This is a genomic window from Streptomyces sp. NPDC051364, assembly GCF_040682115.1.
Lineage (GTDB): Bacteria > Actinomycetota > Actinomycetes > Streptomycetales > Streptomycetaceae > Streptomyces.
This window is the reverse complement of record NZ_JBFBAH010000084.1, coordinates 1-1,899: the sequence shown is the minus strand read 5'-3', so window position 1 is coordinate 1,899 and position 1,899 is coordinate 1. Positions and strand designations below refer to the sequence as shown.

At 70.0% G+C, this 1,899-nt stretch carries 2 protein-coding genes and 1 pseudogene; all 3 read right to left on the bottom strand.

What is annotated here, in order from left to right:
• Positions 1-52: 52 nt before the first annotated feature.
• Positions 53-364, bottom strand: coding sequence for a trypco2 family protein (locus tag AB0M76_RS43415; RefSeq protein ID WP_365958286.1), 312 nt, complete (start codon positions 362-364; stop codon positions 53-55).
• Positions 365-726: 362 nt separating this feature from the next.
• Entirely contained in the window at positions 727-1,128 is a 402-nt protein-coding gene (locus AB0M76_RS43410) for a hypothetical protein (RefSeq protein ID WP_365958285.1), read from the bottom strand.
• Positions 1,129-1,491: 363 nt separating this feature from the next.
• A pseudogene (locus tag AB0M76_RS43405) lies at positions 1,492-1,899 on the bottom strand (ATP-dependent DNA ligase); the annotation flags it as partial.

Genomic DNA, 1,899 nt, shown 5'->3' with positions numbered 1-1,899 from the left:
AGATACGACAAACTCGCCGTCCGCTACGAGGCAACCGTGCTGGTCGCAGCCATCAACGAGTGGCTGTGATCAGCACTTTCGCAACAGACCCTAGTAGATCTCCGCCGCTCGCGCTCTTCGGGGTAAGGGTGAACGACACCCGGTGCGTGCGGCCGCGCGACACCCCAGCCTCGGCCTCCGCGCTGACCACCCACAGCTTGAACTTGGCCGTCGCCTTCGCATCCGCCCGCAGCTCGACCTCGAAATCCATCTCCACCGGCCCCACCGCGAACACCACCCCGGGATCCTCGCCGACTCGCGCCGCCGCCTCGAGGAGTTCGTCGCGTACCGCCGCCACCGCATCCGCCAGAGGAATGTCCACCACACCTGCCCGGTATCTGACACATGATCACGCTGATGCAAACACCGTAGAACCACGATCGTGATCGCCGCGGCCGATGCCCCCTCTTACCGGCCGTGTCCACCCATATCAGGTCTACCAATGAGAGGAGCACCCGGCTCATCCAGGATGCGAACACCCCGTCTGGCCCTCGACCCGACAGCGCGTACCGCCCGAACTGCACGGCCTTCCCGCCGTTGCACACGATGCAACATTGCGGCGTTGATCATCAGCTGCCGAGGCCAGGCCGACCGCTTCAACTGAAACGAGCGCCCCACCCACAGCCTCCCACCAGGTCATCGCCGTCCCTACACACCGCGATGTTGATGCGGGGAAGGCAATTCCGCCTACTTGCCGTCCCACGCCTCCGCGAGCGGGACCATGTGGTCGATGTCCAGCGCACCGGCCGGCGTCACCTCCCGGTCGTCGTAGTACGACCACCAGGTCCCGCCGGTCAGGGTGCAGCCCGGCCCAATCTCCGGATACACGATCGCCTCGGCCAGCAACACCTCCTGGCGGGTGTTGCAGCCATCGGCGGGGAGGTCTCCGGCGTTCCAGTGCTTGAAGGCGGTGCGCTTGTAGCCGGTACGGTCCTCTACCGCCATCGGCAGCGCGGACACCGCGACGCCGATCGGGAGGACCTGCGGTACTGCGGTGCGCTCCTGGGCGGCGTGCGCGGTCGTGGCGGGCAGGGACAGGGCGAGGGCAGCGGCGGCCGCGGTGGCGGCCCGCACGATCGTGATCATCACGCGGCGGTTCTACCGGCCGTCCCCACACCGGCGACAGGGCCCGGAGTAGCAGTTCACTCCCCGGGCCGTCCGATTCACCGCCGAAACGCCACTGCACTCACGGATGCGCCGAAGGAACGGAGGCTTCGGCTCGCCCCACAACCAGCGCTGTGCAACGGATGCCGCCGCCGGGGTGCCACTCCATCACCGGCCCGGCAGCCCGTCCGTGCTCGGTGCACCAGTCGACCGGGACCAGGCCGCCACAGTCGTGCCGATCGCACGGGCACGACTCCCCCGAGGCGGCGTACGGCACCCCGTGCCGGACCACCCCGCCCGCCGCCCGTTCCCCGGCAGCGCCCCGCAGGCGGGCAGCCCTGTCGGCACTCAGCCAGCCGCCGCGGCCGACCCCTTCCCGAACCGCGGGACGTCGTCCACGCTCACGTCCAGGCGCAGCCGCTGAAATCTGAGCGGGTGCCGGAATACGCCCCGGTCAACGGCGCGATCGGCGCTGAACTCTGCCACCAGGTCCGGGCGGACCAGCACCACGTCCAGTACGTCACGGCTCCCCCACGCCGAGGCGAACCTCACACCCGTCCAGGGGTGACCAGGGCCGGCCGCGGCCAGGTGCTCGGCGACCTGCCCGGAGAGGTCCGGGCGCAGGGGCACCGTGCGGCCGACCGCGCGCAGCCGGCCCTCGTGGTCGTGGCGGCCAAGGACGAGGAGCTGCGGGCGGGCGAGGGTGCCCGTGATGGCGCCGATGATCGCTTCGGTGGTGTCCCGCCGTCTGATCTT